20 protein-coding genes and 1 tRNA gene are annotated in these 24,325 nt (G+C 39.1%); 6 read left to right on the top strand and 15 right to left on the bottom strand.

Annotated elements, in window-relative coordinates; translation table 11 throughout:
- Window positions 1-31 precede the first annotated feature (31 nt).
- Both F1644_RS09010 and F1644_RS09005 read left to right on the top strand, forming a co-directional pair.
- Window positions 32-436, top strand: coding sequence for a lipocalin family protein (locus tag F1644_RS09010; RefSeq protein ID WP_087422609.1), 405 nt, complete (start codon window positions 32-34; stop codon window positions 434-436).
- Between the two features lie 62 nt (window positions 437-498).
- Complete coding sequence (locus tag F1644_RS09005) at window positions 499-3,117, top strand: S9 family peptidase (RefSeq protein ID WP_158571958.1); 2,619 nt, start codon at window positions 499-501, stop codon at window positions 3,115-3,117.
- 323 nt (window positions 3,118-3,440) lie between these two features.
- On the opposite strand, the gene F1644_RS09000 is transcribed toward F1644_RS09005, so the two are convergent.
- Entirely contained in the window at window positions 3,441-4,043 is a 603-nt protein-coding gene (locus F1644_RS09000; RefSeq protein WP_087422596.1) for a LysO family transporter, read from the bottom strand.
- 10 nt (window positions 4,044-4,053) lie between these two features.
- Window positions 4,054-4,323: a LysO family transporter gene (locus F1644_RS08995; RefSeq protein WP_087422597.1), complete on the bottom strand. Its 270-nt coding sequence runs from the start codon at window positions 4,321-4,323 to the stop codon at window positions 4,054-4,056.
- Window positions 4,324-4,457: 134 nt separating this feature from the next.
- Between F1644_RS08995 and F1644_RS08990 the strand changes: the two genes are divergently transcribed.
- The gene (locus F1644_RS08990) at window positions 4,458-4,895 is read left to right on the top strand and encodes a DoxX family protein (protein WP_087422598.1); all 438 of its coding nucleotides are present in this window, start codon (window positions 4,458-4,460) and stop codon (window positions 4,893-4,895) included.
- 17 nt (window positions 4,896-4,912) lie between these two features.
- On the opposite strand, the gene F1644_RS08985 is transcribed toward F1644_RS08990, so the two are convergent.
- The 3 genes from F1644_RS08985 to folB all read right to left on the bottom strand — a co-directional run bounded on the left by F1644_RS08985 (window position 4,913) and on the right by folB (window position 5,741).
- On the bottom strand, window positions 4,913-5,062 hold the full coding sequence (locus tag F1644_RS08985) for a hypothetical protein (protein ID WP_168044555.1): 150 nt from the start codon (window positions 5,060-5,062) through the stop codon (window positions 4,913-4,915).
- Window positions 5,063-5,252: 190 nt separating this feature from the next.
- Window positions 5,253-5,323: transfer RNA gene (locus tag F1644_RS08980), tRNA-Cys, on the bottom strand.
- A gap of 64 nt (window positions 5,324-5,387) precedes the next feature.
- Window positions 5,388-5,741, bottom strand: coding sequence for a dihydroneopterin aldolase (gene folB / locus F1644_RS08975; RefSeq protein ID WP_087422665.1), 354 nt, complete (start codon window positions 5,739-5,741; stop codon window positions 5,388-5,390).
- 424 nt (window positions 5,742-6,165) lie between these two features.
- On the opposite strand from folB, the gene F1644_RS08970 reads away from it, so the two are divergent.
- On the top strand, window positions 6,166-8,355 hold the full coding sequence (locus F1644_RS08970) for a M18 family aminopeptidase (protein ID WP_087422664.1): 2,190 nt from the start codon (window positions 6,166-6,168) through the stop codon (window positions 8,353-8,355).
- A 190-nt stretch (window positions 8,356-8,545) separates the two neighbouring features.
- Here F1644_RS08970 and F1644_RS08965 read toward each other — a convergent pair whose 3' ends face one another.
- From F1644_RS08965 to F1644_RS08935, 7 genes are all read right to left on the bottom strand, one after another.
- Window positions 8,546-9,892 (bottom strand): TlpA family protein disulfide reductase, encoded by a 1,347-nt coding sequence (locus F1644_RS08965; RefSeq protein ID WP_118305149.1) that lies wholly within the window; start codon window positions 9,890-9,892, stop codon window positions 8,546-8,548.
- Window positions 9,893-9,910: 18 nt separating this feature from the next.
- The gene (locus F1644_RS08960) at window positions 9,911-11,017 is read right to left on the bottom strand and encodes a TlpA disulfide reductase family protein (RefSeq protein WP_158571956.1); all 1,107 of its coding nucleotides are present in this window, start codon (window positions 11,015-11,017) and stop codon (window positions 9,911-9,913) included.
- Between the two features lie 10 nt (window positions 11,018-11,027).
- A complete protein-coding gene (locus F1644_RS08955) occupies window positions 11,028-12,554 on the bottom strand; it encodes a RagB/SusD family nutrient uptake outer membrane protein (protein WP_087422661.1) in 1,527 nt (508 codons plus the stop codon).
- 11 nt (window positions 12,555-12,565) lie between these two features.
- On the bottom strand, window positions 12,566-16,114 hold the full coding sequence (locus F1644_RS08950; RefSeq protein ID WP_118305150.1) for a SusC/RagA family TonB-linked outer membrane protein: 3,549 nt from the start codon (window positions 16,112-16,114) through the stop codon (window positions 12,566-12,568).
- 91 nt (window positions 16,115-16,205) lie between these two features.
- Window positions 16,206-17,246 carry a FecR family protein gene (locus tag F1644_RS08945; RefSeq protein WP_158571954.1) on the bottom strand — a complete coding sequence of 347 codons (1,041 nt, stop codon included), beginning with the start codon at window positions 17,244-17,246 and terminating at the stop codon, window positions 16,206-16,208.
- Window positions 17,247-17,397: 151 nt separating this feature from the next.
- The gene (locus tag F1644_RS08940) at window positions 17,398-17,970 is read right to left on the bottom strand and encodes an RNA polymerase sigma factor (RefSeq protein WP_209279557.1); all 573 of its coding nucleotides are present in this window, start codon (window positions 17,968-17,970) and stop codon (window positions 17,398-17,400) included.
- A 222-nt stretch (window positions 17,971-18,192) separates the two neighbouring features.
- The gene (locus F1644_RS08935; protein WP_087422658.1) at window positions 18,193-18,768 is read right to left on the bottom strand and encodes a DUF4251 domain-containing protein; all 576 of its coding nucleotides are present in this window, start codon (window positions 18,766-18,768) and stop codon (window positions 18,193-18,195) included.
- Between the two features lie 139 nt (window positions 18,769-18,907).
- Between F1644_RS08935 and F1644_RS08930 the strand changes: the two genes are divergently transcribed.
- Both F1644_RS08930 and F1644_RS08925 read left to right on the top strand, forming a co-directional pair.
- On the top strand, window positions 18,908-19,132 hold the full coding sequence (locus tag F1644_RS08930; protein ID WP_087422657.1) for a hypothetical protein: 225 nt from the start codon (window positions 18,908-18,910) through the stop codon (window positions 19,130-19,132).
- A gap of 143 nt (window positions 19,133-19,275) precedes the next feature.
- Window positions 19,276-19,662 carry a pyridoxamine 5'-phosphate oxidase family protein gene (locus F1644_RS08925; protein WP_118305153.1) on the top strand — a complete coding sequence of 129 codons (387 nt, stop codon included), beginning with the start codon at window positions 19,276-19,278 and terminating at the stop codon, window positions 19,660-19,662.
- A 340-nt stretch (window positions 19,663-20,002) separates the two neighbouring features.
- On the opposite strand, the gene F1644_RS08920 is transcribed toward F1644_RS08925, so the two are convergent.
- The 3 genes from F1644_RS08920 to F1644_RS08910 all read right to left on the bottom strand — a co-directional run bounded on the left by F1644_RS08920 (window position 20,003) and on the right by F1644_RS08910 (window position 24,319).
- Window positions 20,003-22,300, bottom strand: a complete 2,298-nt coding sequence (locus F1644_RS08920; RefSeq protein WP_118305154.1) for a Gldg family protein — start codon at window positions 22,298-22,300, stop codon at window positions 20,003-20,005.
- A 26-nt stretch (window positions 22,301-22,326) separates the two neighbouring features.
- On the bottom strand, window positions 22,327-23,250 hold the full coding sequence (locus tag F1644_RS08915; protein ID WP_087422654.1) for an ABC transporter ATP-binding protein: 924 nt from the start codon (window positions 23,248-23,250) through the stop codon (window positions 22,327-22,329).
- A 166-nt stretch (window positions 23,251-23,416) separates the two neighbouring features.
- Window positions 23,417-24,319, bottom strand: coding sequence for a hypothetical protein (locus tag F1644_RS08910; RefSeq protein WP_118305155.1), 903 nt, complete (start codon window positions 24,317-24,319; stop codon window positions 23,417-23,419).
- Window positions 24,320-24,325: the final 6 nt, after the last annotated feature.

Raw genomic sequence — 24,325 nt, 5'->3', positions numbered from 1 at the left:
ATAAATATAATTTAAATTTAAAATGGAAAAAATGAAAAAGTTATTATGTATTAGTTTGATTTTGTTTGCTTTTGCTTGTGCAAGTGATCCTCAAAAGGAAATGGAAAAAGCAATTGTCGGTGAATGGTGTAATCCGTATACATATCAATCTACAGGCGAATTGAAAGGTTTTAATTTCAAAAAAGGTGGTGTTTGTGAGTCAATTAATATTCCTTCTTTGGAATTGAAATCTTGGGAAATAAAAGATGGTTATCTTATCGTGAAAGGATTGGAGGTTACAGAGGATGGAAGCAAGACCGAGTATGCAACAAAAGAGAAGATAGGTCAATTAACCACCGATTCTTTATGTTTGGTTGTGCAAGAGGCGAACCCCCGTCTGGCCTTTTTGTACTTGAATTCAAAGGTTATCAAAGAACGTGTTAATGCTCAGAAGTAGTTTTTTATTGTGATAGACAGATGAATATGTATCGTGTTATTTTTATTTCAATTGTTTTATTTGTGATAACGTTGTCTGGTTATTCTCAAAAGAGAGAATTAGATGAAGAAGCTTATAAGCAATGGCGACGTGTTGATAATTATGAATTAGCAAATAACGGAGCATGGGTAAAGTTTCGATACATGTTTTATGATAATGACTCGTTAAATAGTCTTATTTGCAATACCTATTATTTTTATGAATTAAAGTCAGGGAGAATCCGTATCTTAAGGGATATTGATTCTCCCGAATTTTTTGCGGGGGGAAATTGGATTGCTTTTTTCAGAATAGGAGGGGATGGAACAAGTGTTCGTGTCGCTCATCGATTAAAAGATGGGTTTGAGATTCATATACATGCGGATGCAGAATTGAATTACGTTGTTCCACAGGTGGCCTACAAGGAGGATGATCGCTTGATTATTTTGAATGTGGCCGAGCGTGACAGTACGATATTAACCGGTGTTCTCCAATATTGTTTATATGGTGACCAATGGAAGGTGATTTGCGTGCATCAAGAAGATCAAGGATACGTGTTGCGTTATGGAGGAGACGGGAATAGCGAGGGGAAAGTGCTCTATGTGGATAAAACGAGAAGTTTAGATAACTTTTATTTTTATGAGGGGAAACTAGAAGGGAATTTTTTTGTTTGTACAGACACAAATGATAAAGAGAAACAAGATTATTACACTTTTTCTTTGACGGATGGAAATGTAGAAAAGATTCTTGGAGCTGAACAAATGGCACAATTGTCATTAGATAAATATTCAATACAGTTCCTCGAAGGAAATAAACGATTTATGTATCGGAAAGAAGGAGTACAAAGGGTTAAAGCTAAAAAGCAAGTGAAGGATGAAAGTTTTCAATTGGAGCTTTGGAGTTGGCATGATCCGGTGGTCCCTTCTGAACAGGCTAAAGGAGGTTTTTATAAAAAGCGGTCTCAGCCTGCAATGTATTTATATGATAGAGAAAACGGGAAAGATTATAAAATTTGCGAGGAGAATCATTCGGGGCTATATGTTGCAGAAGGAGAGAATCCTATTTTTGCTTATGAAAAAGATGAAAAGCCTTATTTAGGGCAGAAGGATTGGAGGCATGATCAACGTTTTGATCTTTACCTGGTGGATTTGAGAAATGGGGATCATCATTTGTTGGCGAAAGAATTGACACGGTCTGTTCATTGGAGTCCCCAAGGAAATCATCTTCTTTATTTTGATAATACGAAATTGTCGTGGGTTGTTGTAGATCCATTGACAAAGCAACAAAATATATTAACAGATGTTATCCCCTTTGCTTTGTATGATGAGCTATATGATCGTCCTAATCCAGCACCTCCCTATGGTTTGGCAGGATGGAGCAGGGATGGGAAGAATGCGATTGTTTATGATCGTTTTGATATATGGGTCATTCATTTGGATGAAATTCAGAAATCGTATTGTTGGACAAAGGGAGAAGGACGTGAGAATAATACCATATTGCGGTTATTAGATCCCGGTAGAAATGGGTTATCCGTTGATTTATCACGGGATAATAAGGTGGAGATGTTTGATTGGAAAAATAAGAATCAAGGGTTGGGTAATTTATCTGCCAATGGGAAGTTAATTCCGTTGGTTCAAGGGAATTTTGCTTTTTCTGTTGTTCAAGAGGCAAAAAATGCCAATACTATGTTGTGCATGAAACAGAGTTATACAGATGATCGAGATTTGTGGGTATGTGATGGACAAGGGCGTCGTCTAAGAAAGGTTATTGACGTTAATCCCCAGCAATGTAATTATAAATGGGGTTCTGCTCAATTGGTGGAATGGACAAATTACAAGGGTAAAAATAATCAAGGAATCCTTTATTTGCCTGATGGATACGATAAGAATGAAAGTTATCCGACTATTGTTACTTTTTATGAAACACATTCTTCGGAATTACATATACATCCCGTACCCGGATTGAGTCAAGCTATGATAGATATTCCAACGTATGTTAGCAGGGGATATGTTGTTTTTCAGCCAGACGTTTATATCGAGATTGGAAAACCGGGCGAGAGTGCTTATGATGCAGTCGTTAGTGGAACTCGGGCATTGGCGGATAGAGGAATTATTGATTCGTGTCGTGTCGGTTTACAGGGACATAGTTGGTCGGGTTTTTTAGTTGCTTATCTCGTCTCTAGAACAAATTTGTTTAAATGCGTGAATATTGGGGCGGCGACAGTGAATTTAACCTCTGTGTATACGGCTCTTCGTGAAGGAAACGGTCAGCCGAATATGTTTATGTTTGAGGACTGGCAATGTCGTATGGGAGCAACCTTATGGGAAGATTTAGATGGCTATATTGCTAATTCTCCTTTACTTTTTGCCGATAAGATACATACTCCGGTTTTGATTTTTCATTGTGATCAAGATGAGGCTGTCTCATTTTATGATGGACGTAATCTTTTTTTAGCTTTGAGGCGTTTGCAGCGTCCGGTTTGGATGTTGAATTATATGGGACAAGGACATTTTTTAACTTCACGTCCGGCTGAAGTGGATTGGACGATTCGTCTGCAACAGTTCTTTGATCATTATTTGAAAGATATCCCGATGCCTCGCTGGATGAAAGAAGGGATTAATATTAATGAACGAGGGATGGATCAGAAGTATGATTTGGTAAGATAGTTTTGTGTATAAAGTTGGGACTGTCTAACAATAAAATGTTATTCAGTCCTCTTTTTGTATCCCTCTAATAATATCTCTTCTTTTCATTAAGTTTATGTAGCCTTATTTTCTCTATAATAGTTCGTTTATTAATATATGAGATGGTTCCGTTTGTTTGGAAAAATGTTTTTTGAACTATCTAATTATCAATTAATAAAAAAACGATGCGTTAAATTGGAGAGAAAGTTATTTTTATTACTTTTGATATCAAAAAATGAACGTTTAATAATAGGTCGAGTTTGAATATTGATTGGGAGTATATTCTTGGTATATAGTTAATTGTTTTATATTGTACAAAAAAATGTTACTAGAAATGGGACGCTTAAATCGACCGTAATTCCGTGAACGATTGATATGATTACAAATTCTTTCCCGCAAAATTTTGTGATAATTGGAAGTGTGGTGTCTGCGGTGGTTGCTCCTCCCACGGAAATAGGGGCTAGTTTACCAAAATAGCGAACGAGCAAAGGAGCGGCTAATAGAGCAATTAATTCACGGAGAATATTAGACACCAAGGCAATCGTACCTAGTTCTGCTCCTTTATATTGAGTGATAAAAATAGTAGAAAGGGAATAATATCCAAATCCAGAGCCCACCGCAAGACAATCGGTAAGGCTTTTACCACTAATAACTAGGCTGATTAAAGCGGAGCCGGCTAGAGTTCCGATAATGGTTGCCAATGGTACTAGGACAATTTTAAAGTTCTGGTGTTTTAGTGCTTCTAAAGCTTTTTTATCACTCCCAATACTGATTCCTACGAGGAACATGAGTGCATACAGTGCGTAGAGCGTGGGCTCCTCTGCTGTTAACAAGTTTGGAATGTCAACGAATCGTCCAAGTAATACTCCTACGACAAAGAAAGAAACAATAATTATACTACCTTTCATGTAAATGTATTTATTTGGTGGTCATGAAGAAAAAACGATAAACACCCCATGCGCATAATACACTTCCAGTGACTGCTGCGAGGGTAATAAGTAAGGCATCTGATCCAATAGAGTCGAGATTATTCATCACGTCTCCGTTAGCACCAACCGTGATGCCTAAAAGAAATAAGAGGAGAAATATAGCATAATTAATAAGTTTTTGTACAAACTTCAAATTTCTCTCTTTAAAGGCATATCCTAAAATAATGCCGCAAATCATCAAGCTAATAACTATAATCATGATCTTAGATTTCTTTCCGCGAAACTACGATTTATTTTACAAAACAGCTATATTTATAAATTCATACTTAAAATGTAACATTAATAAAATGTGTTACGTTAATACTATTGTATTTAAATCTTTAAAATGTTGTTATGAAAAAAGTGATTTCGTCTATAATTGCCCCCAATCAAAAGTTTTTAAGTTTGGGATTGTTAATTCTGCGTGTATTTGTTGGGATAACCATGTTAACTCATGGTTTAGCCAAATTAACGTCGTTCTCCGAGTTGTCTGCTACATTCCCAGATCCTATTGGTTTAGGACGTACATTGTCGTTGATTTTAATTATTGGAGCTGAAGTTGGGTGTTCTTTGTTCGTTATCGTGGGAGCTTTCACTCGGTTAGCTACAATCCCGTTGGTGTTTTCTATGCTAGTGGTTATATTTGTCGTTCATGCCAGTGATCCATTTCAGATGAAAGAATTACCTTTACTATATTTAGGTATCTATATCCTATTATTTTTCACAGGTGCGGGGAGAATATCTATTGACACGATAATTTCTAAAAAGATAAATGTAGATATTCGAAAATAAGAAGAAAAGCAGGAATCCTAAGGGATTACCTGCTCTGTTCCGTCTAGAATGGGAATCACGTTTTCGTCTTCTTCTAATATGGTTGCTGTTAATAGCCAGTATATTAATAGAATGATGGCGATAGCAATTCCGATAATAGTCCAGGGATTAGTTCTTTTCTTTTTCATGCTTGCTAATATTATAAATGTTTTGTTAAGTATGAACGTAAATAAATATGTTTTGTTTGTATATTCGAGAATTTTCTTGGATGTATAGACTGGAAAATAGGTAACGGTATTGGTGATGGTTACAAGAGAATTAGGGTCCTAAACACTCCATAAACAAAAATCAGCCACTTCGTAAGTGACTGATTTCCTGAGGTCGGTAGCAGATTTGAACTGCTGTACACGGTTTTGCAGACCGCTGCCTAACCGCTCGGCCAACCGACCCTATTGCGATTTTGCGTGGCAAAGATAAGGTGATATTTTGGATTTTGCAATACCTTGCTACAATTTATTTTGATAAAGTAACACTCGTGGCTGCGATTTTTCCTCCTAGTGGAGGGTTTAGTTTTGAAACCTTGATAGTTACATGAGAAATTTGTGGGAAGGCATTATAGAGTGCGTCGATCATTCTTTTGGCCACGTGTTCCAACAAGTGTGAGGTAATCATCATTTCTTTGGCGATAATCTCGTATGCGGTGAGATAACTTAATGCATCTGCGATGTTATCTGTTTGGGCAGCCTTGCTGCAATCTGTTTCGATACGGGCGTAAACCATGAATTTATTTCCCACGACACGTTCCGTTTCATAACATCCGTGGAAGGCAAAAAATTCCATTCCTTCAATTTCGATGATTCCATTCATAATTGTTAACTTTTGTTTCTGCAAAAATAATAGTATCTTTCGTCTTTAAATACAAAAGAGCCGACGGGGAATGTCGACTCTTAAGATTACATTACTAACTACTAACCTAAACCATACAAACTTATGAAAAATCTTCAATCTCTTAAAGACGGTGCAAAGATAAAGCGCCTGTTGTATATAGACCAATTTTTATTGTTAATAAAAGCTATTAATTGGGTTAATGTTAGTTAATCTTCTCGTGCCTCTAAAGCTATATTTTGAGTGATTATAACTGTATTCCATTGTAACTGATTAATTCATAGTGACGATGGTATTTTTGTCGTGTGAATGCAGATGTATTTTTGTTAATTTCTTGTTAGTGTATGGCCTATAAAATGAATTTTATTTGTAAGTTTAACAAATCGTTTAAGATGAATTAATTATTATGGTAGATAGGATAAAAGTGTCAGATATTCAGTGTATTATTGAACAAGCGGGAGTGTTGATAAAAGAGGTGTATGATAAGAGAAATTTTAATGTAGAGCTAAAGGGAGATAATACACCCGTGACAGAAGCGGATAAAATTTCGAGTGAGTATATTACAAGTGCTTTGAAAAAGTTATATCCGGAGATTCCGGTGATTAGCGAAGAGGCGTCATTACCGGTTTATGAAGAAAGAGAGAAATGGGTGTATGCTTGGATTATTGATCCTCTGGATGGTACAAAGGAATTTATATATCGGAATGGGCGTTTTTGTATTAATATTGCTCTTGTCGAAAAGGGAAAACCCGTATTCGGGATGATTAATAGCGTGTGTGATGGTGAGATTTTATGGGCTTTTGCAAGCGGGGAGAAAGGAATAGTAAAAAAAGGAAAGGAAGAAGCATTGTCGGGAATCGGGGAAAAAAGTTCAAAGTTGAGAGTGGCTGTCAGCCGTTTTCATATAACAGAATGGGAACTACGGTATGTCGATTATTTGAAATCTCTGGGCCATGATGTTGAACTTGTCCCGTTAGGAGCATCATCAAAACATTGCCTTCTTGCTAAAGGAGAGGTGGATATATGTCCTAAATTCGGGAAATGTTCGGAATGGGATGTTGCTGCAGGACAAGTGCTTGTTGAAGCAACTGGTGGTTGTGTGGTAAATGCGGAGACAGGAGGGGAGGTTCGGTATAATAAACAGAATATGATAAGCCCTCCCTTTGTTATGTTTGGTAAACGTGTTTACGACGAAATTAAAGAAGGAAACAAGACTTTTTTAGATTTCAAGGCAAAAAGTGTGGTAAAAAATGATTATCTTGGGGCTCGAAGAAATGAAATAAAAAAACAAGATATAATGGAAAAACAATACGCGAAAGAATTAGTCGAGTTTATACATGAGAGTCCGACGAACTTTCATGCTGTGGCAAATGCCAAAAAAGAATTACTTGGTAATGGTTATAAGCAACTTTTCTCTGGTGAAGCATGGCAAATAGAAAAAGGAGGTAAATATTTCGTGACGAAAAATCACTCTTCCCTTTTTGCTTTCGAGATAGGTAGCGGGGAGATCGCTGAAGAAGGGTTCAAGATTATTTGTGCCCACAGTGATTCTCCGACGTTTAAAATCAAACCGAATGCAGCAATGCCTGTTGCCGGGAAATATTTGAAGTTAAACACGGAAGTGTATGGTGGGCCCATTATGTACACGTGGTTTGATAGGCCATTGTCCATGGCTGGACGGGTCATGTTGCGTAGTTTGAATCCGTTGAAACCTGCGACTCAGTTCGTGAATTTCAAGCGTCCATTAATGGTTATTCCTCACATTGCCATCCATTTTAACCGTGCCGTGAACGATCAGGGAAACCCATTGAGCAAGCAGAAGGATATGCTTCCCGTGATTGCCATGATAAATGAGACTTTCGAAAAAGATAATTACTTGGTTAAACTTATTGCGGAAGAGATGGGTGTAAGTCAGGAAGACATACTTGATTTTGACTTAACTCTATATGAATACGAGAAAGGCTGTTTGTTCGGGGCGAACGAGGAATTCATTTCAAGTGGCAAGCTGGATGATTTAGCCATGGCTCATGCCGGGTTAAAAGCATTCGTGGCTTCAGAGAAATGTCGTAAGACAAAAATCCTTGCTATTTTTGATAATGAAGAAGTGGGAAGTGGAACGAAACAGGGTGCTGGTTCTCCGATTTTGAGAACGATTGTTGAACGTATCGTTTTTGGCTTGGGAGGTAAACCAGAAGATTTGTATCGAGCAATTCATAATTCGTTCATGATTTCTGCGGATATGGCCCATGCTCTTCACCCGAACTACGTGGAGAAACATGATCCTACGAATCACCCGGTAATAAATGGTGGTCCAGTAATCAAGATCAATGCGAATCAGAAATACATCACGGATGGGGATTCTGCTGCCGTGTTTAAGACGATTTGCAAGATGGCGGGGGTACCTTGTCAGGAATTTGTAAACCATTCAGATATGGCAGGAGGTTCAACTTTGGGAAATATATTATTATCGCAAATGGAAATGCGTGGAGTGGATATCGGTAATCCCATGTGGGCAATGCATTCCGTTCGGGAAACGGGCGGGGTTTTGGACCATGCTTACGTGATAAAAGCTTTCACCACGTTTTATAATATTTAAAATTGTTGTTATTTGAAGGAAAAGTCGGGCTGGTAATCGGTCCGGCTTTTTTTGAAAAAATAGAAATGAAAATAGTTTCGATTTAATTGTTGGTTTGACGAAAAATAAATTTGTAAGTATTGAGAATCAAAATATAGAATGATTGAAGCCATCAGATTAAATCGAAACTGTTTTTGAGATTAATTGTATTTTATTTGTTTAAGAGAGATTTTAGGTTGTCAGCACAGCCCAGAGTGGATGGTTTCATGTAATTAACCTCTACAATTTTTCCGTTTTTGTCTATTAGCATGAAACGAGGAATAAATTCGATGGCATATTCTTTATAGAAAAAGGAATCGGTTCCTCCCTCTACAATAAATTGTTGCCATGCAAGGTCCTTTTCTTCGACCATTTTTTTCCAAACTTTTGTCTTTGTGTCAACTGATATACTAATAAATTCAATCCTGTTATCATCTTTAAATTGTTCGTGTAAAGTAGCTACATGAGGAATTTCTGCTTTGCAAGGTGCGCACCAAGTAGCCCATACGTCAATGTAAACCATTTTCCCTTTGAAATCTGATAGGCGAACTTTTTGACCATCAATACCAATCATTTCAAAATCGGGAGCCATTACTCCATTACGAATTTTAAAATAATTTAGATACACGTCCAATTTTTTTTGACAACCAGCAACTAAAGCCGTGTCTGTACAAATAGCTTTGTATTTATCGAAAATCTCTTGAATATTAGGATTTTTTGCTCCTTTCAGTTGTAATTCCATGTATTCTGTGGTATGTCTATTTCTGGTTGATTGATCCGAGATCACATTTTCAATTGTCTCTAGATAATGGATTGATGTGTTGCCTGTATTGGAATTGTTGCTTTTGTCCATATACCAGTGAATAACTCCGGAAATTACGTTGTAGTCAGCTTTACAAGAGTCCGTCAGGTCAATGCTTTGGATGAAAGTTATAAAATCTTGATCTGTGTTAGCTTTGGCTTGATTGGTTTGATAGTAGTCTAATCCGAGATACAGAGGTACGACGTTTTGTAGTTGAGTCCATGTCTTTCTTAATTTCTCATCAGAAACTCTTTTTAGTCTTTCTTCGGCAACACTCACATTTTCTTTTATTTTGACTTGGTATGCTTTGAAAGGAATATTTTCGACAGATGTTAGCCACTTTCGTAACTGACCGAGTTGAGAGAAGGCATACTGGTAATTATTTTCAGCGGCACGATCTCCTTTGAAAATGATTCGTTTTACACCATCTTTTTGCATATTAACGGTCATGTTGATTTCATCTCCGGGTTGTAGGTAAAGAGGCATTTCCTCGCCTGCTATAGATAAAATTTCGGGTATATATTGTTCGTTTTGATAGATAAATTTTCCATTTTTTTCTATTTGTACGGTATCTATCTGTTTTTTTCTGTCTACCCAATAGGACAGATATATATTTTCATCTTCATGCTGTTTGACTGTACCTTGGATTTTTATTTGTGCGTGAATCGTGTTAACTATTCCACTGAATAGTATGAACAGAATAATATATTTTTTCATGATATGTAAAGAAATCTGTTATTTTAAATATTGAGCAATCTTTTCTTCTAATTCTTTTCCTCTTAGGTCTTTTGCAAGGATGCCTCCTGTTGGATCCAGTAATATCGTGTGAGGAATTGCTCCTACCACGTATGTTTTAGATGCTTCTTTATTTTCATCGATCATTTGTGGCCAATTCATTTGTAGCTCCTTGATCTTTTTTTGCCAGGCATCTTTGTCTTGATCAATAGATATGCTGACAATCTCCAAACCCTTCTCCTTGTATTGATGATATAGTTGTTTTAGTTCCGGCATTTCAATACAGCATGGTTTACACCATGATGCCCAAAAATCAATTAGCACATATTTACCTTTACCTGCATAATCGGATAAACGGCTAGGTTGGTCTTGCATGTTTACTGCAATCACATCTTGGAATATCTTGCCTACAGCTACGGCTTTGTACGTGTTTATCCGTTTGGAAATCTGTTGCATAAGGGGATGGCGGAGGCTTATTGAATCGGCTTTTTCAACCACATCGACGAGTAAGCGATCCGGTAGTCCCATAATTTCCATGAGTAAACTTTTACCTGCCGGATTATTAATGTTTTCTTTGACAAATTCTAGCGAAAGTAGTCGCATTTCTCGCATATAACTTTGACTATTTTTGTCTAGGGAATCTAGCGTGTTACGTGTTAGTTGTCCGGCTTGTTCCAAACGGTACATTTCTTCGGAAGATTGCCTCATTTTGTTGTAGGGAATATACCAGCGATTGAAATGCTGTTGCAAGAGTTCGTTGTTAGGAGTTCCTGCAATTAGCGTGTTCCCCTGACTGTCAGAAGTGATCTTGATATTGCCCTCTTCCAATATGAATTGAGTTGTCCATGCAGGTTTCCCCTGTTCGATGATACTCAATAAGGCGGTTTGAGGAGAGACAGAGGTTTGTGCGAACTTGAATTCTCCTTGATTAATTATGGTTGAATCAATGGACTGCGGTCTCATATTTTCTTCTTCAATGATTTGTAAATACACGGTTTTACCGTTCCATTTTGATTCAATTTTTCCTTGTATAACACAAGCAGGCTTACCACAGCCGGCATAACCAAAAGTAAGGAATAATGCGATGTATATTATAAAATTTTTCATCATTAATGTTTTAATAAATATTTTGTTGCATAGCTCCATTGGATAATTCAATCTCGTTCTCTCTGATCGGGAATGCGTATTTTCTAGAGTTCTTTTTCAATGTATAAATAATTGGTTCCTCTTTATCATAGATGGCTGTGGAACTGATGCGGTAGAATGTTCGGGTAACGTCTGCGATGTCGTCATTAGGGTCTTCGTTGTTATTTAGCCTACGAAGGTCGAACCAACGTTGAGAGAATGGCATTTCTCGACGTCTTTCTTCTAAAATTTGACGGATGGCTTCCGTTTGATTATTTGCTTGAAGCTTTACCCATTTACCGGGAACCATACGTTTAGCTCTTAATGTGTTTACAGTCTCTATCGCTTGGGTGTAATCACCTAAACGTGCTTGACTTTCAGCTTTGATCAAATACATCTCAGCGGTAGTTGGTCCGCTAGGAATATGGTTCATAGAAAAGAATGTGTATACCGGATAAGGGTAATCGCAAAGGTACATATCCATCACTCCTTCAGTAAAGTGGTATTTGTAACGAAGGTCATGCTCCGTGTCATATAAATCCTGTAAATCTTCACTTGGGAAAAATAGAGTTGATACATTTGTCGAGTACAGGAATTTCATATAAAGTGTTTCTTTCCATTCAATCCGTTTGGTATATATATTGGCATCCCATTCGAACGTGGTCGGGAAATTAATTCCTATACCCATTGAATCTTCCTCACCCATTTCAGTGTTGTAATCCACTAATGTACTGTATTCTGTTAGAGCATCATTTGCATGCTTTAGTGCATTGGTATAATCATTACGGTTCAGGTAATATCGAGCCATGAAACCGTTAATGCCGGCTGTGTTGGCTCTCCAATGTTTACATTTACCATCTTGTATTAATGTGGTTTTGCATTTAAGGGCCTCTTGTAAATCAGATTCGATAAATTTGTATGTATCTTCAAGAGTTCCTCTTCCTGCGGATTCTTCAAAACTTGTAGATCTTTTCAAAGGTATGCCGGGTTCAGTCTTTGTGGCATCCGTGTAAGGTAGACTATAAGTGTTTACAAGATTCCAATGGCTGTAAGCTCTAATGAAATGGGCCTCCGCTTTTAGCCTAGCTTTGTCTTCATTACTACCTTCAACATCGTTCAAGCAAGAGAGTACCATGTTTGCCCGGAAAATCTTACTGTATTCGCCTGATTTATTGTATCCGTCCCCGCCCCAGAAGACATCACTTCCATTAGCTAAATTCTCGTAGTCCCACAAATAGCTTTGAAGGATTTGGGTTGGTCCGGGAAAGAACATCGGTTGAGCATCATATAATGCGACAGGAAATCCGTAGTCATCATGCCCGCATAGTGCAGCTTTATTGGGTTCTTCGCAAAAATCAGTATATTTAGCTAGGATAGCATCTAACTGTTCAATCGTGCTAACAGGTAGACGTGTACTTTTGGAGGGTAATTCGTCCAAAAAGTCATCACAAGCGGTGAATAGAATGATCCCACAGATGATGGATGCTATTTTTCTTGATATTTCAATTGCTTTTTTCATGGCTTCTTGTTTTAGAAATCTAACTTAAATCCAAAAGTGTATTGAGGCTGCAAACGATAAGTCCCTAATGGTGTTTCCGGGTCCTCATCATATTTGTTATTAGTAATCACGAACAAGTTGTTAGCTTGAGCGTAGAGACGTAAAGAGGAAATACCGATTTTTGCTAATAATTTAGCCGGTACATGGTAGGTCAGGTTGATTTCCTGTAGACGAACGTGATTCGCCTTATCTGCTAGATAGTCCAGGCTCTTGTACATGGGAAACCATGTGCTATACGTCTTTTCCACGTCGTTTTGGGGTAACGGTAACATCTTCATCGGATCACAATTCAGAACTTCTGAATATCTGGCGTTGGGTAATGCCTTTGCGCTGACATCCGGGTAGTTAAACGAATGATGGTTGAATACATGGCCGAATTTGCCCGTGATGATAAAGGAAAAATCAAAATTGTAAATCTTGAATTGATTGGTAAATCCTAGCGTGTAGGGTGCTACTTTCGTGCCCATGTCTAGCATGTAGGTTGTGGCATCTCCTTTGGGAAATCCGTCTGCAAAAGCGAAAAGGGTGTCTTCGTCTGGACCTTGCACCATGGGTTGCCAATCCGGAGATTCTGCGGTTCCTACATTATGAATTCCTGCGTATTTGTAAGCCCATAAAGTTTGTGAATTTTTTCCTTCTACGTAGGCACTGGTGGCGTCTCCGTAAGCTAGGTCGGAAGAAGTGTAATTCTGTTTGAATAGTTTTGTGATCTTGTTACGGTTCCAAGCGAAATTCAGATTGCCTTGCCATTCTATATTTTCTGTGATGGCAAGTGTGGTTCCGATTTCTAATTCGATACCATGATTCTGCATGGCAGCATTGTTAAACTTCTGGCTGGTCGTCCCGTTAATGGAAGGGATAGAAATTTTAGCTAGTAAGTCTTTCCCGTCTTTCCGGTAATAATCCAGTTTCCCGAGTAGTTTCCCAGCAAATATGGAATAATCAAATCCGATATTGAGAGTCCCTACTTTCTCCCAACGGAGAGTCGGATTACCGAAACTGACGATAGTGGCTACGTTCTCGTTCGTGTAAAGGTCCGGGGTAGATTGTAGTGAAATCAAGGGTCTAAAAGAAGTACTATTATCTACGTTACCGTTATAACCATAGGTTACACGTAAAGTTAGGCGATCCAACCACTCGATACTTGTCATGAATTTTTCCCGATAGAGTTGCCAGCGGAGTCCTATTGACCAGAATGGCGAATAACGGTATTTGGGATCGTCTGTGATTAAGTTCGAGGCATCCGTGCGGACGCTACCCGATAACGTGTACTTGCTATCGAATGTGTATGCGACATTGCCATATAGAGAGAAGTATCGGCTAGTCAGATAAGAATAACTGGGCGTGTAGTAAAATGTTTTGTTATAGCCCATCCAGTCCTTCACGGTTGTCCCGTTGGGGAATGTTCCTACTGTTAACCGATCATCATTATACCCGTAAACAGTCGGGGAGGCAGTTCCTTTGATAATTGTATTGCTTATCTCTGTTCCGGCGATAGCATCGATTTCATGTTTGTCGAATCTTCTACTAAAATTCAGTTGATTACGGAAATTATACCCGGTTGTCCGGACTTGACGCTCTTCGAGTATATCTCCTTTCATCAGGTTCGGGGTGACGGTTCCGTCGGTCTTATTCCATGTCGATGATGTGTTCACAAGATTCCTGACGTAATATGAACCTTCTTTGTATAGATTTCGGCTTTCGTCTTGTAAAATTTCATACTGTACTTTCGCATCATAAGAAAGTCCTTTCAATAATTGCAAGGTAATTCCTGCCTGCAAACGAATATTTAGTTTTTGCGTGGTAAGATCACGGTTATCCATTTCTGAAAGAGGGTTATAACTCCAGTCTGAATAAGGGAATTTTTCAACAGGGACTTGGTTCTCAATGATAGGTTGGTAATAATCGTTAATAACATTCAGATAATCTCCGTTTTCGTCTATCAGCATATCATAGGGAGAAAGAGCTTGGATCGTGGCTAATGAGCAACCGTTATTATTGTCTTTGCTATAATGTAACATTCCGGAAAGGGAGAAGTCCATCCATTTCGTGATCTTGGCAAAATTTCGGTAGTTTAGCATATATTCTTGTGAATCCGTATTTTTGAATTGGGATTGATGGTCAGAGAACATAAAAGAGAATATATTGCTACTACGTTGTGAAGCGCTTGATACGGTAAGGTTATATTGTTGGCTTAGAGGTACGACCAGCATATGATGCTTGATTTGGCCACGATTGTCATTCTTGCGGAGGGCATTTAAAATATCGTTTTTCTCAATTTCTGTGATATTCCCCAGACGGTATTCATTTAATGCTGTTAACCCTTGAGAATAAGCCATGTAATAATCTCGTTGCAGATTACCGTTATTCTGGGTGGTACTCCAACGGTCAAAAGCCATTTGCTCGTAATCTATTGTTTCGGAAGAACTAGCCAAAGGATTAACGTAATTGAGATCCAATTTTGGGCTGAATTTTACGAAGCCACTTAGTTCTACTTTCAACCGATTACCAGCTTCGGCTTTTTTTGTGGTCACTACGATAACCCCGTTGGCGGCTCTGGCTCCCCAAATAGAGGCGGCAGCAGCATCTTTTAGTATCGTAACGCTTTCAACATCATTCGGATTGATACTGTTAAAACCACCTTCCACGGGAAAGCCGTCAACGACAAGCAGGGGTTGTGCGTTTGCGTATAGGGACGTTTGTCCTCGTATTTCAAAAGTTGGGTTCCCCTCCGAATCAAGAGTAGATGCCAATCCCGCAGTTGTTCCGATTAACCTTGAAGCAAAGTTTGTTGTAGGTTTGTCCAATTGCTTTTTTGAAATAACGTTGATAGATCCTGTCGCGCGTTCTTTGGGTAAGGATGAATATCCAGTGACCACTACTTCTTGAAGATCCTCGGAGGCGGCTTCTAGTGTAATTTCTATTAATTTGTCTTTTTCGTCAACAACAACTTCTTGTGTTTGCATACCGACAAATGAAAATACCAGTGTCGTTTTTCCTTTTTGGGGGAGCATAAAACCAAAAGTTCCATCGTGGTGTGTGGCTACGCCTTGAGTGGTACCTTTAATTAAAACGGTCACTCCCGGAAGAGGTAGACCTTCCTTGTCCCGTACCATACCTCGGATTTCCCGTTTGGTATCCTGTTCCTGAGGTAAGGCGAATTTGGACGAGATCATGACGATCTTGTCTTCTACACGGTAGCCTAATCCTGTTTCTTTTAAACAAGTTTGTAAAACAACATCCAGATCAGTTTGATTAAAAGAGATCGTTATTCGTTGTTGTTTTTCCAGCAGGTTATCACTATATGCAAAGTGATAACCAGTTTGTCGGGAAATCTCTTCGAATATTTCCGGTAGTGTTGCGTTTGTCAGCGACAAACTTAATTTCACTTGTGCATTGGTACTGCCCATTACGGTTGAGAAGCCCAATGTCAGTAAGCATACGACTAATTTCATCATCACGCAAATCTTTTTTATCATGCTGGAACTTCTTCCAACATCAAATTCTTGATTCTTTTTCATAACTTTGTGTTTGAATTAATAATATGACCCTACGCCAATAGGGAATTAATTGATTACTTACAGGGAAGTAGTGCTAATACTTTCCTGTTTTTCATTCTGGTTTTATAATAATTTCTTGATCATTTGTTTCACATTTTACACGGGCAATATTTTCGATGATATGTAATATTTTCTCTATATTTTCGTATTTGGGTAAATTTGCTGTTAAACGTATTGGTTGAGCATCCTGACGAATAGTGAGGCGAACATTATACCAGCGTTCCAAATCCCGGGCAACTTCTTGTAAGGGTTTATTCTTGAATACGAACCTTCTTTCTTTCCAACTTGTATAAGTGGCGATATCGACCGCATGTACGATCATGCCTGAATCTGTTAATAAGGCTTGTTCTCCGGGGGATAATATCACTTGTTTCTCTTCATATATTGCTTTGATCTTTCCTTTGGCGAGTGTTGCATGGTGCGATTCGTCGGGATAAGCTGAAATGTTGAATGAGGTCCCTAAAACGTTGATTTGTAAATGTTTTGTTTCAACAATGAAAGGCATGGAAGTGTCTGCGGTGACTTCAAAATAAGCCTCTCCTTTTAGCTTGACTCTTCGGTCTTTTCCTGAAAAATAACTGGGATAACTTAATTCAGTTTCCGCATTTAACCATACTCGTGTTCCGTCTGCCAATACCAGAGCATATTCTCCACCTCTGGGCACTTGTAGTAAATGGAAACGTGGAGAGCCGGAGGATTCTGTATGTTTGTAAACAAGTTGTTTTCCATCGCTCTTGAAATCCTCGTGTTCAAGTCTTTGAGAGGAATCTGTCGTGTTTAATTCCAGCGTATTTCCGTCTTCCATTACCAAGCGGACTGTAGGGTTCGATATGTTTTTATGCAGGGATACGGGAATGTTCGTTTGAGGGGAATTTGTGCGTAAAAAGGTAATAATTCCGATGCATAGAATTAAGATTGCAGCATAAGGTAATAAACGATAGAATCGGTTATTGGATTTTGATTTTAACCGAGGTTCTACTTTTTCCCATCCTTCAATAGCGTTGAATTGTGTGTATCTTGAAAAATGTTGTGATTGATAAGCAGGATCTTCTAGGTGTTGAAAAAGTGTTTGATTTTCTTTTCTTTTTTTCAACCATTTATTTAATTCCGACCGCTTCTCTTCGTCTATCAAGTCAAAGAGAGAGAGAAACATCAGGTGCGCTATCTTTTTTCTTTCGGCTAATTTCATTTTTTCTTTTTCTTATAAAGCAAATGAAAAGGAAAAAGGATGACAAAAAAATGAATTAATTTATAGAAAAAATTGCGACAGCCAGAGGGTAAAGGTGTTTTAGCCTGTCTTTCAGTATTTTCTTTGCTCTTTGGCGTTGTGTCTTTATCGTGGATTCAGCGATCTCTAGAGTTTCCATAATTGATTTCGTACTTTTCCCTTCAATGTAACTCATTTTGAAGATGCGCTTACATTCGGTTGGAAGTTCTTCAATAGCTTGAAATATTTCCTCGAATACCTCTGTTTCAATCTGAAATTCTTCATAACTGTTATCTTCCTCGGAAAGAAAGTTTTTCATCTTTTCCCGAATTGCAGCTTGGTTCCGGTTGGTCTTCAAAAAATTTATTGCTTTGTTATACACGCTTCCGTAAAGATAGGATTTAACAGCTAGTAAACTGTCAAAAGAGTTCCTTTTTTCATAAAACCAGGTAAAGACTTCCTGAACAATATCTTGAGCTGCTTCTTTATCGCAGACATATTTGTCTGCAAAATAACACAATGAGTTGTAAAATTGGATAAAGACGTATTCGAATGCTTGTTTATCTTTTGCATTCAAGCGTTCTATTATTTCTTTTTCACTTTTCTCCATGAGTTAAAGCTTTTTTCTCGTTTCGACCGGAATTCCTTCTGCAAATGTATATTAATAAATTTCTTTTTTTAGTACTTTACACAAAAAAACAGTAAGTGAGATTTTCATTATTTATTTTGTCTTTATAAAAGAAACCCTTTTCTTGGTTCTTTACTTAGAATCGGAAAAGGGTCTTTGTTATTTTCGAAAAACATTGTCTTTTAAAAGTAATCAGATGTAGATTTAACGTTTAAATCCTTCAAAGACACGAGCTTTTTCTTGTGTCACTAATTCTCCGGTCATGGTGAGTGTATTGGAGTGGAATGAAGGTGAGATGTTTGCCGATACATTATTTGAACCCCGGTGAAGGGTGAGGCTGACTTGTGCGGAAATGCTGACTCCTTGGACGAGAAAGCTATAAATGATACTTCCTTTTTTATCCTTTTTCATCCGGATGTCTGAAACATTGCCTTCTACGGTAAAACCACCCAACCCGTTTTGAAGTGGGCGAGGGGTGTCAAAACTTACTTGCACCGTGGCTTTTTTGTTTGCCATGGAAATGAAATTTTTGATTGAACTGACATTTGCCGATCTACCTCGCTTGAAGATCAGTCGATTGGCCTCTAGTACGAACGTGTTGTTTTCTAAAGCACGAACAGCGTCTTGGTACAATTCTTCTTTTACTTTTTGTTGAGCGATTTTACGCTCTTGTCTGGTTTGCGTACGTTTTTCCTTTGCCGTCATTTTGTTTTGAGCGGTAAGAGGCGCTAGTGAGCCTAGCACTAGGGCTAATGCGATGAGTGTAGTGATGTGTTTCATAATACTTTATGTTTTATTGCTTTTCTACGGGGAAGAGAATAATGATGTTTTATAAAATACTGTTTTTGTGGTGTCGGATGGCGATAACAACTTAAAGATGTCGTATCTTCGCATATAGTAAATAATAAATTGAAATAAAATGAAAGATCAACATCAAGTTCTGCATAAATGCTTAACGGAGGATGTTCCGGCATTTGTTTTGACGGGAAAAGACGTGTGTGCGATAGCGACATTAAAGACGTACTTGCAGACTGCGATTGAAAAGGGATGTAGTGATGAATTCGTTAATGATATGGTATTAGTATTACGGGAATTTGAGCGGTTTCAGCATGAAGAACCAAAGAAAGTGAAGATACCGGATTGATGTCGACTTGGGGAGAATAGGAGGAATCCCATCTTGAACGACGAAGTTAAATTTTGCATGGGCAAAGTAACAAAAAGCCTTTTGATACGTACATATTAGAATAAGTAAATATATCCAGACAAAATAATCAAGTTGAAAAAAATATGAACGAAAACAAAAGATTACCCGAAAAATTCTTCGATGTATTAGAACATGAAGGTGTTGTGACTGTTATGTCATGGGGTGTTGAACCTCATATTGTTAATACATGGAATTCTTATATCGTGGTTACAGATGACAAACGCCTTCTCATCCCAGCCTACGGTTTTAGGAAGACTGAAAAGAATGTTAATGTGAATAACAAAATAAAACTGGCATTAGGTAGTAGAGAAGTTTTAGGCTATAAGGATTATCAGGGAACAGGTTTTATTGTCACGGGAACGGCTCGATATATCAGTTCTGGTGATGAATATGAATATATGAAAAAGAAATTTCCCTTTCTTACTAGGGTATTTGAAGTTACCGTAGATAAAGCGACACAGATGCTATAAACGTGAAATTATGAATAGTTTTTATTGCATGGCAGGAAATTGTAACATCATGCGGTCAACATCTGTTGTAATGTCGATGAAAATAGGAGACACTCTCGCTTCACTCTCGGTACAAGTTCGGTACATCTTCGCTCACGAGCGAGGATGAAGCGTGGGTTCACCTCAAGTATGTCGGAGAAGAATACTTATCTGAATATTATTTCAATAGATCTACTTACTTTGTAATATTTTAGCAGACCTCCTTCTTGGGAAGTTCACAAGCATTTCAAATTTGGCGTGTGTCGCTAAAATTGAGTTTCGCTTCACACGCCATTTGATCTAAAGCTTTACTTTATTTCCGTTATCTCCCTCGTCGACGCAACCAAATCACGAAAGCCAAAATAATCATTAACGCCGGGATGATCCATCGCAGAATAATTGTCCACGTGGAGGCCTCTTTTTCGCTGAGATAAACCAAGTCATCAGGAGGGGTTGGACGGCGCACGTCAATAGGTACTTCTTCGTCGGACAACCAGAAGAAACTACCCGGGATTAATGTGAAGTTGCTGGCCCGGATTCCCTTGTGGCCGGAACTCAATTCACCGTTACTGATACAATCTGCATCTCCAAATACCATTACTTTTTGTGTCCTTCCGTTCACCTTGCGAGTTAGAGCCAAGGTCGTGTTATAACGTTGTTGTACTTCCCCTAGGTCTGGATTCAAGCGGGCCGTGTCGTCTACGAAATCGGTGGTTTGCATTTCGTTCCACACCAGCGAGTCGGTCACGAATAGCGGTATTGCCTTGTATCCTTTCTCTGGGTTAAATTCCAAACCGGACACTCCGGGATTTACCACTACATACTCCAATTTAGCCATCTGATCGAAGTGGTAAATCAATTCTTGTCCCTCTTTCGTCGGTTTTACTACCACTAAGTCGGGGGCGTGATCTTCCGAGATGCTCACCAGTTGCCCGGGTACCAATTTTACGCCAAACTCGGCCAATAGTGGGTCCATATATTCCTTGCGTTTGGGTTCGCTTAAAATCATTAAATTACCACCACGAGCGATATATTGATCTAGATTCGTTTTTTGAGTAGGGAGTAGTTCGCTTCTCATCTCGGCGATCACCAAGATATTAATGTCTTTCGGGATCGGACTGTTCAGGTTTACTTCCTCTACATCGAAGCCTTGATTCAACAAGGAGTTACGGAAGGGTTTGTCCCAAGTGAAAGTATTGTAATCTCGGTCGCCGATTTTTTTCACGTCCCGTTCGCCGTGGCCTGTCAAGAATCCGACTTTTGGTAATTCCATCACTAAACGTTTGAAAGCGGCCGTGATCTCTGTTTCGAATGGATGATGATACATATCGTTATATACACGCAGGAATGTCTTTTCTCCACTTTCCCGTTCCAGTAAACGCACGAACCTGTTGCCTTCCGGCCACAAATCAATCTGCTTGCGGATGGTTGTCGGTGCGAGGAACATCGTGGAGTCCAAATGATAACCTTTCACAATCTCTTGGAACCGTTCTTGCGTGTTTTTATCCGGCCATCGCTCATCTTGTCGAGGGTCAATGACCGTGTCGTAATAGTACACGTATTTCATCTTGATTTCCGGTTTAAAGCGCACGTATTGGCGGAACCGTTCTTGATCCTGCTTTACCTGTGCAGGCATGGCCGTCCACAAGTCGTTTAAATCCAGAGCATTCACGTATGTCGTGATTGTTAAACCGCCTTTCATCTTCGCCACCACGTCTTGACTATTCTCCGTCAGCGTGTTTGATTTCGTTGCCGTGGCATCATAATAGGTCATCAATGCTGGGCGGGAAGAGAAATATCCGATTACGCTGGCGATCAACAATACACTTGAGTACTTTCCGATCGTCATTGTCCAAGGTGCTTTCTGGCGGTTTGCTTGTAAGCGGATTACCGTTAAAACTAAGAACAAGGCTGATACCGTGATGAAATAAATCACATCTTCGCTGCAAATCAAACCGCGAATAAATTCCCCGGAACGTCCCGAGATGGAAAGCCAGTAGGTGATTTCTCGTACTAACTCGAATTCCTGCCACAAATTTTTCACGTAACTCAATAAACCGAGTACAACCAGAGTCATGATAGCTGCTACCACTTGGTATGACGTCAAACTCGACATAAATAGACCTACTGCGGCATAAGCGCAAATCAAAAAGTAGAGACCCAACAAACCAGACAAAACCATTGGAAAATCGAAATCTTTAATTGTGAAAGAGCCGAACAATGCGATGACCAGTAATACAAAAATTAGTGCCAACCCGTAGATCATCATCGAGAGATATTTCCCAAGGATAATTTGCCAATTTGTCACGGGTGATGAGTACAACAACTTGATTGAACCACTACTTAATTCCCGGCTCATCAGTCCCATGGTTAAAAGTGGGATGTAAAGGTAGAGGTAACCTTGTACGGTCGTGAATAATCCACCCCAAGGACTGGCAAACAATCTGGTCGTGATCGATGATACCGGGTAACCCAGTTCTTGGGATTGTACATACGATTCTATATTCCCCATGAAATTTGTTACCGTCTGGAAGGCAAAAATCACAAGAATCAACCATGCTATTGGTGAATAAAAGAGCGTTTGCAGCTCCATTTTTGCTATCTTGAAAATCTTTTTCATTTCTATCTTTTTCTTTATGGATTACGTTATTTTTTTGATAACTCTGCAAATATGGCATCCAGCGAACTTTTCTCCATGTTCAATTCATTTAACCGCCAGCCACGGGTTGCGCTCACCTCGGCTACCCTTTCCAATGCCTCCTGTGCATCGGCAAAGTGAAGGCGGTACCTTGTTCCTCCTAATTCTTCCACTTGAAGTACACCCGGGATTCCGGATCGTAAATCTTCCACTGGTGGGCGGGCGATCAGTGATACTTCCACGGTACTAGGGACGATATAATTATCAAACTCGTCCACGCTACCGGAGAATACCAGTGTTCCCTGCTCGATCATACGAATGTATTCACATGTGGCCTGCACTTCCGGTAAAATATGGGTGGAAAGGATTACTGTACGATCTTGGGCAATATCCTTGATTAAGTGGCGTACCTCTACGATTTGGTTGGGATCCAGACCATTCGTCGGCTCGTCCAGCACGACTATGGCGGGTTCATGAATGATGGCTTGGGCTATACCCACTCGTTGTTGGTATCCACCGGAAAGGTTGTGAATCACTCGTTTACGAAAATGAGAGATACCGCAGCGATCGAGAGCTTTATCAATAGCCTTGTTTACCTCTTTAGAGGGAACGTCACGCATGAAGGAACAATACTCCAAATACTCTTCCACTGTCAAGTCCATTTGCAGCGGTGGTTGCTGTGGCAGAAAGCCGATATGGCGTTTGGCTGCTACTGGGTTCTCCCGCATATTGATCCCTTTGATATGGACGCTTCCTTCTGTTTGCTTGAGAACACCGCAGATGATATTCATCATCGTTGACTTGCCGGCCCCGTTGGAACCTAATAGGCCGTAAATGCCGTTTTTACTAATTTCTAAACTGATGTCCCGCACCGCCCATTGAACGCTGTAGCGATGGGACAGTCTCTCTACTTTCAAGATCGACTCTTCCATAAACTTTTAAATTAACTTGTTACAATGATTTATTTAATAATACTTCCAATTCAAACTCTTTTTCTTGGGCATAATACCCCCCTTGAGGTGGCTCTTTTGTGTTGTTAAGCCACCACTTGTCAAATCTTGGTTGGAAGGGGATTCCGAGAGTAGAACCCCCATTTTTTTAATTGTACATGATTTCTCCTATTTTCTTTAAATCCACTTTGTATTTGGTTAAAAACCAGCTGTGTAATATGTCATATTTACGCTTTAGTAAAGGGTATTTCGTGAGATAATCACCCCATTCACTTGCGGTACGGGTGATCATGGCATACATAAAATGTTGCAAGTCTTGCTCTGAATCTACTAGTTTGGTTTGATAATTTACATACAAACACCAATCAAAGATGTATTTATTTTGATAAGCGAACCACATTGGCATAAAACCTCGTGCCAAGGCAAAATCCGGATCATCCGGATTTTCGGGATCATAATCTTTGGCGGCCCGCGTGTAGTCGCTCACCTTGTAAAATTCCTCCGGGAACTCTAAAGTTCCCTTGGTGCGCCAGTAATTCCACAAGCACAATTGCAACTCGTTCTTTTTGGCTCGTTTCTCTTCTGCGGACAAATTTTTCAATTCCTCCGAGCAATCATTCACGTAAAATGATTGGCCATCGTTTCCCATGGTTGCGTACGCCCGTGTGCCATAAGTCGTTTCCATGGATTTAGCCACCATGATTTTATAAGGCATATACTTTGCGTGAAACTCCGTAAGATAGAGGTCGAACCAAATATCTTCCAAAAAATCCAATACAACATCCATGCATAAAGGATCAACTTTTTCATAAATGTAGCTGTTGTTGGTTTGTGATAGGCCGTATATAAAATCTGGTTGAGTGTATTCATACAGGATATAACTCTTATATGAGTTGTAATACTCCACGATCCGGTCATCTGCCGGGGATTCTCCTTGCGGTAACACATAATCCTGTGGTAACGTTCCCACGTCGCCCACCTTATCCTCGTCCGTGCAAGCCACGCCTCCGAACAGACATAAAGTAATCAAATATAAATTTATTTTTTTCATCTCTAT

This window comes from Butyricimonas paravirosa (genome assembly GCF_032878955.1).
GTDB classification, from domain to species: domain Bacteria; phylum Bacteroidota; class Bacteroidia; order Bacteroidales; family Marinifilaceae; genus Butyricimonas; species Butyricimonas paravirosa.
This window is presented reverse-complemented; position numbering and strand designations above follow the sequence as displayed.

Bases quoted from the DNA above. Each gene is read 5' to 3' on its own strand.
- F1644_RS08915 (WP_087422654.1), bottom strand. From the start codon at position 23,250: ATGGAAGAGTCGATCTTGAAAGTAGAGAGACTGTCCCATCGCTACAGC.
- F1644_RS09010 (WP_087422609.1), top strand. From the start codon at position 32: ATGAAAAAGTTATTATGTATTAGTTTGATTTTGTTTGCTTTTGCTTGT.
- F1644_RS08935 (WP_087422658.1), bottom strand. From the start codon at position 18,768: ATGAAACACATCACTACACTCATCGCATTAGCCCTAGTGCTAGGCTCA.
- F1644_RS08950 (WP_118305150.1), bottom strand. From the start codon at position 16,114: ATGAAAAAGAATCAAGAATTTGATGTTGGAAGAAGTTCCAGCATGATA.
- F1644_RS08995 (WP_087422597.1), bottom strand. From the start codon at position 4,323: ATGATTATAGTTATTAGCTTGATGATTTGCGGCATTATTTTAGGATAT.
- F1644_RS09000 (WP_087422596.1), bottom strand. From the start codon at position 4,043: ATGAAAGGTAGTATAATTATTGTTTCTTTCTTTGTCGTAGGAGTATTA.
- F1644_RS08960 (WP_158571956.1), bottom strand. From the start codon at position 11,017: ATGAAAAATTTTATAATATACATCGCATTATTCCTTACTTTTGGTTAT.
- F1644_RS08925 (WP_118305153.1), top strand. From the start codon at position 19,276: ATGAACGAAAACAAAAGATTACCCGAAAAATTCTTCGATGTATTAGAA.
- F1644_RS08985 (WP_168044555.1), bottom strand. From the start codon at position 5,062: ATGAAAAAGAAAAGAACTAATCCCTGGACTATTATCGGAATTGCTATC.
- F1644_RS08965 (WP_118305149.1), bottom strand. From the start codon at position 9,892: ATGAAAAAATATATTATTCTGTTCATACTATTCAGTGGAATAGTTAAC.
- F1644_RS08910 (WP_118305155.1), bottom strand. From the start codon at position 24,319: ATGAAAAAAATAAATTTATATTTGATTACTTTATGTCTGTTCGGAGGC.
- F1644_RS08990 (WP_087422598.1), top strand. From the start codon at position 4,458: ATGAAAAAAGTGATTTCGTCTATAATTGCCCCCAATCAAAAGTTTTTA.
- F1644_RS08920 (WP_118305154.1), bottom strand. From the start codon at position 22,300: ATGAAAAAGATTTTCAAGATAGCAAAAATGGAGCTGCAAACGCTCTTT.
- F1644_RS08930 (WP_087422657.1), top strand. From the start codon at position 18,908: ATGAAAGATCAACATCAAGTTCTGCATAAATGCTTAACGGAGGATGTT.
- F1644_RS08970 (WP_087422664.1), top strand. From the start codon at position 6,166: ATGGTAGATAGGATAAAAGTGTCAGATATTCAGTGTATTATTGAACAA.
- F1644_RS08940 (WP_209279557.1), bottom strand. From the start codon at position 17,970: ATGGAGAAAAGTGAAAAAGAAATAATAGAACGCTTGAATGCAAAAGAT.
- folB (WP_087422665.1), bottom strand. From the start codon at position 5,741: ATGAATGGAATCATCGAAATTGAAGGAATGGAATTTTTTGCCTTCCAC.
- F1644_RS08955 (WP_087422661.1), bottom strand. From the start codon at position 12,554: ATGAAAAAAGCAATTGAAATATCAAGAAAAATAGCATCCATCATCTGT.